The 6428-nt window shown below is 64.6% G+C and carries 8 protein-coding genes, 4 tRNA genes and 2 pseudogenes; 2 read left to right on the forward strand and 12 right to left on the reverse strand.

Annotation, left to right across the window (positions count from 1 at the left end; translation table 11 throughout):
- Window positions 1-104 precede the first annotated feature (104 nt).
- From rplJ to LDQ05_RS14680, 12 genes are all read right to left on the reverse strand, one after another.
- Window positions 105-632 (reverse strand): 50S ribosomal protein L10, encoded by a 528-nt coding sequence (gene rplJ / locus LDQ05_RS14625; protein WP_226437687.1) that lies wholly within the window; start codon window positions 630-632, stop codon window positions 105-107.
- Between the two features lie 415 nt (window positions 633-1047).
- A complete protein-coding gene (rplA, locus tag LDQ05_RS14630) occupies window positions 1048-1761 on the reverse strand; it encodes a 50S ribosomal protein L1 (protein ID WP_226437688.1) in 714 nt (237 codons plus the stop codon).
- Window positions 1762-1846: 85 nt separating this feature from the next.
- On the reverse strand, window positions 1847-2281 hold the full coding sequence (gene rplK / locus LDQ05_RS14635; protein ID WP_006552290.1) for a 50S ribosomal protein L11: 435 nt from the start codon (window positions 2279-2281) through the stop codon (window positions 1847-1849).
- 62 nt (window positions 2282-2343) lie between these two features.
- Window positions 2344-3159 (reverse strand): transcription termination/antitermination protein NusG, encoded by an 816-nt coding sequence (gene nusG, locus LDQ05_RS14640; protein ID WP_226437689.1) that lies wholly within the window; start codon window positions 3157-3159, stop codon window positions 2344-2346.
- A gap of 47 nt (window positions 3160-3206) precedes the next feature.
- A complete protein-coding gene (gene secE, locus LDQ05_RS14645; protein ID WP_226437690.1) occupies window positions 3207-3611 on the reverse strand; it encodes a preprotein translocase subunit SecE in 405 nt (134 codons plus the stop codon).
- A 33-nt stretch (window positions 3612-3644) separates the two neighbouring features.
- A tRNA-Trp gene (locus LDQ05_RS14650) sits at window positions 3645-3717 on the reverse strand.
- A 169-nt stretch (window positions 3718-3886) separates the two neighbouring features.
- Complete coding sequence (gene hadB / locus LDQ05_RS14655) at window positions 3887-4312, reverse strand: (3R)-hydroxyacyl-ACP dehydratase subunit HadB (protein ID WP_226437691.1); 426 nt, start codon at window positions 4310-4312, stop codon at window positions 3887-3889.
- A complete protein-coding gene (gene hadA / locus LDQ05_RS14660) occupies window positions 4299-4784 on the reverse strand; it encodes a (3R)-hydroxyacyl-ACP dehydratase subunit HadA (RefSeq protein WP_372461124.1) in 486 nt (161 codons plus the stop codon). Before hadA ends, hadB begins: the two co-directional genes overlap by 14 nt.
- A gap of 174 nt (window positions 4785-4958) precedes the next feature.
- Complete coding sequence (gene rpmG, locus LDQ05_RS14665; RefSeq protein WP_226437693.1) at window positions 4959-5126, reverse strand: 50S ribosomal protein L33; 168 nt, start codon at window positions 5124-5126, stop codon at window positions 4959-4961.
- A gap of 59 nt (window positions 5127-5185) precedes the next feature.
- Window positions 5186-5261: transfer RNA gene (locus tag LDQ05_RS14670), tRNA-Met, on the reverse strand.
- 52 nt (window positions 5262-5313) lie between these two features.
- Window positions 5314-5386, reverse strand: a tRNA-Thr gene (locus LDQ05_RS14675).
- A gap of 236 nt (window positions 5387-5622) precedes the next feature.
- Window positions 5623-5705 (reverse strand) — tRNA-Tyr (locus LDQ05_RS14680).
- A gap of 153 nt (window positions 5706-5858) precedes the next feature.
- Between LDQ05_RS14680 and LDQ05_RS14685 the strand changes: the two are divergent.
- Window positions 5859-6329, forward strand: a pseudogene (locus LDQ05_RS14685) (YajQ family cyclic di-GMP-binding protein); the annotation flags it as partial.
- Window positions 6326-6428 (forward strand): annotated as a pseudogene (locus LDQ05_RS14690) (hypothetical protein); the annotation flags it as partial. The pseudogenes LDQ05_RS14685 and LDQ05_RS14690, both read left to right, overlap by 4 nt.

Below are 6428 nucleotides of genomic sequence, written 5' to 3' on the forward strand. Positions count from 1 at the left end.
CCTGATAAGTCCCATGTCGCTGATCCGCGACCGGATGGGAGGGTGCGCGCCGGAGCACGCGTGGATGAATCGGTGATGCGGATTCGCGGTGATGCGGATCAGCGTCAGGCGGCCTCTTCGCCCGCCTTCTTCTCCTGCAGGGCGGCAGCGAGACGCGCCACCTGCGAAGCGGGAGCGTTGAACAGGCCCGCAGCCTTTGCCAGGTTGCCCTTCATCGCGCCGGCGAGCTTGGCCAACAGCACCTCGCGGGACTCGAGGTCCGCGATCTTGTTGACCTCGTCCACGGACAGCACGTTGCCGTCCATGTACCCGCCCTTGATGACGAGAGCCTTGTTGTCCTTCGCGAAGGTCTTCAGCGCCTTCGCAGCGTCCACCGCTTCGCCCTGGACGAATGCGATGGCCGTCGGACCGACGAACAGATCGTCGAGACCCTCGACGCCCGCCTCGGCGGCGGCGCGCTTGATCAGGGTGTTCTTGGCGACGGAGTAGGTGGCACCCTCTCCGAGCGCGCGACGCAGCTGGGTGAGACTTCCCACCGACAGACCGCGGTACTCCGTGATCACGGCGGCCGTGGAGGTCTTGAACTGCTCGGTGATCTCCGCAACCGCGGAAACCTTCTCGGGCTTTGCCATACTTCGCCTCCTCTCAGTAACAGTCGTTTTCCCGGGTGTCCCGGACGGGACGCCCCACCGGCGACGCGTCGGGCCGGGAAACGACGAACGCCCCGGCGCAGTGCGCACGGGGCGTGGAAGGAGCGGAACGGGCGGAACGAATTCGACGGCCCGGTTGCCTCTCCCCTCACCTCGTCCACCTGCGTGGGCCGCCGGACGGATCCGGACCTTCAATCACATCCGTGAACGGAGGTGATGACCAACGGTCTTGGGTAGAACATGATCGGGGTGGAGTCCGGCACGACGCCGAACTTCGGCAGGAAGCATATCGGATCGATCCGCCGGAATGCAAAACGGCCGGCACGGTTGCCCGTGCCGGCCGTTCTCGCTCAGGTGGATACCGGTGCTCCACCGGCACCCCGAGAGGGCCGCGGAACTACTCGGCGTCCTCGAGAAGGTTGCGCGTACGCGCCGGATCCACCGGGATGCCCGGTCCGGAGGTCGTCGCGACGGTGATCTTCTTGATGTAACGGCCCTTCGAGCTCGACGGCTTGGCGCGGAGCACCTCGTCGAGCGCAGCAGCGTAGTTCTCCACCAGCTTCGCGTCGTCGAACGACGCCTTGCCGATCACGAAGTGCAGGTTGGAGTTCTTGTCGACGCGGAAGTTGATCTTACCGCCCTTGATGTCGGCGACGGCCTTCGCGACGTCCGGCGTGACCGTACCCGTCTTCGGGTTCGGCATCAGGCCACGGGGGCCCAGCACGCGGGCGATACGACCGACCTTCGCCATCTGGTCGGGGGTCGCGATCGCGGCGTCGAAATCGGTCCAGCCGCCCTGGATACGCTCGATCAGGTCCTCGGCACCGACGACATCCGCACCGGCGGCCTCGGCCTCGGCGGCCTTCTCACCGACGGCGAAGACGACGACGCGCGCGGTCTTGCCCGTGCCGTGCGGCAGGTTGACCGTGCCGCGCACCATCTGGTCGGCCTTGCGGGGATCCACACCGAGGCGCATCGCGACCTCGACGGTGGCGTCGTAGTTCTTCGACGACGTCTCCTTGGCCAGCTTCGCCGCAGCGAGCGGGCTGTACAGGGTGGTCGAATCGATCTTCTCGGCGGCGGCGAGGTATGCCTTGCTGCGCTTTGCCATGTTGGTTCCTCACTTCTCACCCGGAGGTGGAATGGTTCGGGAGTGGTAGCGGGCCTGGCCGGCCCTCCCACTGGAATGAAGGGTGTCAGCCCTCGACCGTGATACCCATCGACCGCGCGGTGCCGGCGATGATCTTCGCGGCGGCCTCGATGTCGTTGGCGTTGAGGTCTTCCTGCTTGGTCTTGGCGATCTCGCGCACCTGATCCATCGTCACCTTGGCGACCTTGGTCTTGTGCGGCTCACCGGAGCCCTTCTGCACGCCCGCAGCCTTGAGCAGCAGCTTCGCGGCCGGCGGCGTCTTCAGCTTGAAATCGAACGAGCGGTCCTCGTAGACCGTGATCTCGACCGGTACGACGTTGCCGCGCTGCGACTCGGTCGCCGCGTTGTAGGCCTTGCAGAACTCCATGATGTTGACGCCGTGCTGACCCAGCGCGGGGCCGACCGGCGGAGCCGGGTTGGCCTGACCTGCCTGGATCTGGAGCTTGATGAGCCCGGCAATCTTCTTCTTCTTCGGGGGCATCTCTATTCCTAGTTTCTTGCTCGGTGTGGTTCTTGCGTATTGCTACTGCAAGCTTTCGCGGTTCAGATCTTCGACACCTGCGTGAAAGACAACTCCACGGGGGTCTCGCGACCGAAGATCGACACCAGGACCTTGAGCTTCTGCTGCTCGGCGTTGACCTCGCTGATCGACGCGGGCAGGCTCGCGAACGGGCCGTCCATGACGGTGACCGACTCGCCGACCTCGAAATCGACCTCGATCGTCGGCTTCGCGGCCACGGCGGGAGCCTGCTCACCGGCAGCGGGGGCGCCGGCCGCGGGCTTCTTCTTCGTCTGCTGCGGCAGGAGGAACTTGACGACCTCCTTGATCGTCAGCGGCGACGGACGCGACGTCGCACCGACGAACCCGGTGACGCCCGGCGTATTGCGGACCGCACCCCACGACTCGTCGTTCAACTCCATGCGCACGAGGATGTAGCCGGGCAGAACCTTGCGGTTGACCTGCTTCCGCTGGCCGTTCTTGATCTCGGTGACCTCTTCCGTGGGCACCTCCACCTGGAAGATGTAGTCGGCGAGGTCGAGATTCTGCACGCGGGTCTCGAGGTTGGTCTTCACCTTGTTCTCGTAGCCGGCGTACGAGTGCACCACGTACCAGTCACCCGGCTCGAGCCGCAGCTGCTTCTCGAGAGCTTCGGCCGGATCCACCTCGTCCTCGGCCGCTTCGACGCCCTCGGCATCGACGGACGCGTCGGCGTCGGCATCGACGGACGCGTCGGCGTCGGTGTCGACGGACGCATCGGTGCCGGCCGCCTCATCGGTCGCGGTGTCGAGGGTCATGTCCTCGTCCGAAACGCGCTCTTCGGCCGAGGCCTCGTAGGAGTCGTTCTCGGGGGTGCTCACCGGGCACATTCCTCTCGTCGATCACAATTCGCCGGCACGTTCACGCGCTAGCCGAACAACCAGTTGACGCCCTGGGCGAACGCCAGATCCACTCCGAAGATGAACGCTGTCATCACGGCGACGAACGCGATCACGACGATCGTGTACGTCGTGAGCTGCTTGCGGTTGGGCCAGATCACCTTGCGGAGTTCGGCCACGACCTCGCGGATGAACCGTCGCAGGCGCTTGAAGATGTTCTCGGATTTCCCGGAGTCACGTCGATCGGCGGACCGGGCAGCCGATCGGGCCGGCGCCTTACCCGAACCGGCATCGCCGGAACGGCGAGCTGCACGCTTTCCGGACGGGCGCGCAGCCGCGGAGGAATCGTCGGGGGTCGCGTCGGTGGCCGATCCAGCGTTACCCGGGCCGGGCCCGGCGGTACCGCTGTCGCGCTGACCGCGCTCCTCGCTCACATCGTTCCTCTCGGTCGCTGGGCAGTCCGGGTGCAGGGGCGACAGGACTTGAACCTGCAACCTGCGGTTTTGGAGACCGCTGCTCTGCCAATTGAGCTACGCCCCTTCGGGTGATCCGCGACGAATACCCGCCGATCGATCAACCCGTCTGTGATCACATGACACGCGCGCCACCCCATCGGTGACCAGCACCGAAGAGCAGCGCGCTGCGCTACGCGATCCCAGAAGCCTCAGTGTACTTCATAACCCCGGGACAAACCCAATCCGCCCGGCCGTCAGGCCAAGCGGACCGTTGCCGTGGCCCGCCCGAAGATCTTACGCCCTTCGGACTTGGCCACGATAGCGACCACTGCTGTCTTGCTCTCCGAGTCCATCGACTTGATCTTGCCGCTGAACTCGATCGCGGCGGCCTTGTCGGCCTCCACGAAAACCGGACTGGTGAACCGAACGTTGTATTCGGTCACCGCTCCGGGGTCGCCGAGCCACTCCGTGACGAAGCCGGCGGCGATGCCCATCGAGAGCATGCCGTGACCCACCACATCACGCAAACCGGCGAGCTGCGCAACCTGATCGCTCCAATGGATCGGGTTGGGATCACCCGAGACACCGGCATAGTTCACCAGGTTGCCGCGCGTCAGGGTGACGACCCGCGGGGGAATCTCTTCACCCACGGCCACATCGTCGAAACTACGGAGCGACATGCATCATCACATCCTTGACGGCATGCGCGATGTTCGCGTCCACCTCTCCACCGGTGCGGCCCACCAGGGTCGTCCACGTGGTCAGTACGAGGTTGTCGTACTGGTCCGTGATCACGTTCTTGGTGGTGATGATGTCGCTGCCGGCCGCCTGACGGAACTCCTCGAGATACACGTCACAGAACAGACGGTCGCCGACCTGGATCGGGCGGTGGAACACCAACCGCTGATCGGTCTGCATGATCTGGCTGAGGTCGTATCCCGTGACGACCTCCTCGAAGAGCTTGCGCTGCGCGATCATGCCGATGATCGACACGAAGGTCAGCGGCGCGATCAGGCCGTCGTACCCGAGGCCCTTGGCGGCCTCTTCGTCGTGGTGCGCGGGGTGGTTGTCGAGAACAGCACGCGCGTACTCCCGCACCTTTTCGCGGCCCACCTCGTAGAAATCGTCGACACGGTAGTGGTGTCCCACCATGGACGCGGCGTGAGCAGCGACATCGAACGGGATCCCGGCCTGTTCGGTCACAACCAACGGTTCATCGGTCACGAGAATGTCCGTCATACGCAAAACCTCCGCAATTCCGTCTCGACGCCGATCGGCGCGGGCGGTATTGCGGAGAGCTCACGCGTCGACGTCGATCCGAACAGGCTACTTCGACTCGCGGTGCGCCTGATGCGTTCCGCAGTTCGGGCAGAACTTCTTCAGTTCCAGCCGGTCAGGGTCGTTACGACGGTTCTTCTTCGTGATGTAGTTGCGGTGCTTGCACACGTCGCAGGCCAAAGTGATCTTCGGCCGAACATCAGTGGAGGAGGCCACGGGATGCCTTCTTTCGCGTGAATCCGATCTGCTGCAGATCGGGGTGGTTCATTCAACTGTGGTAGCGATGGCCGGACTTGAACCGGCGACACAACGATTATGAGTCGTTTGCTCTACCGACTGAGCTACACCGCCTCGGCGTCGAGCGTCACGCGAACGAGCCGCCCGGCGACACAACAATCCAGCGAGCCCCCTGACGGAATCGAACCGTCGACCTTTTCCTTACCATGGAAACGCTCTGCCGACTGAGCTAAGGGGGCGTGTCGCGGTGGGCATCTCTGCTCTCTGCGACGTCCAAAAGATTACACATACTCGTCCCGTGCACAAAATCGCCTGGTCGGAAGGCGTGAGAGCCCCCGGAGCCATCCGGCACGAACATCCCCGCACCGCCGGCCGCACTCGGCGCGCCCCACACCGCAATCCCCGGTTCCGGCCCGACCACACGGAGCCCGGATGCAGAACAGCCCCGGTTCGCGACGAACCGGGGCTGTTGCTGTGGCAGGTGTAGGATTCGAACCTACGTAGGCGTAAGCCGACGGATTTACAGTCCGCTCCCATTGGCCGCTCGGGCAACCTGCCGGGTGCATCCGGAGAACTCGTCCCGGTGCGTTGGAAGAATACAACGCACACCCCCCCGAAGTGCAAACCGGGTGGTTACGGGCATGAGCGACGCGATACCGTCGGCCGGACACGACCCCGTACAGAGACCGAACCGAAGTGGAGTGTGCAGACGTGGCTGATTCGTCGTTCGACGTGGTGAACAAGGTCGACCGCCAGGAGGTGGACAACGCCCTGAACCAGGCGGCCAAGGAGATCGCGAACCGGTTCGACTTCCGCAACACCGGAGCGTCGATCGTGTGGTCCGGCGAGGAAGCCGTCGTGATCACCGCCGACACCGAGGACCGCGCGAAGGCAGCGCTCGAGGTGTTCCGCGAGAAGCTCATCCGCCGCGACCTGTCGCTCAAATCGTTCGACGCGGGCGACCCGGTGCAGTCCGGCAAGCAGTACAAGATCACCGGCACTCTCGTCCAGGGCATCAGCCAGGAGAACGCGAAGAAGATCTCGAAGCTGATCCGCGACGAGGGCCCCAAGGGGGTCAAGGCGCAGATCCAGGGCGAAGAACTCCGCGTGAGCAGCAAGAAGCGCGACGACCTGCAGTCCGTCATCGCCCTGCTGAAGAACGCCGACCTCGACATCGCGCTCTGCCCACCGACCGCACGCTCGTCGTCGAACGATTCCGCGACGAACTCGGCGACTGGCGGCTGGTGCTGCACTCACCGTACGGATTGCGGGTACACGCAG

Origin of the sequence: Rhodococcus yananensis (genome assembly GCF_020515525.1) — a bacterium.
Taxonomy (GTDB): Bacteria; Actinomycetota; Actinomycetes; order Mycobacteriales; family Mycobacteriaceae; genus Rhodococcus; species Rhodococcus yananensis.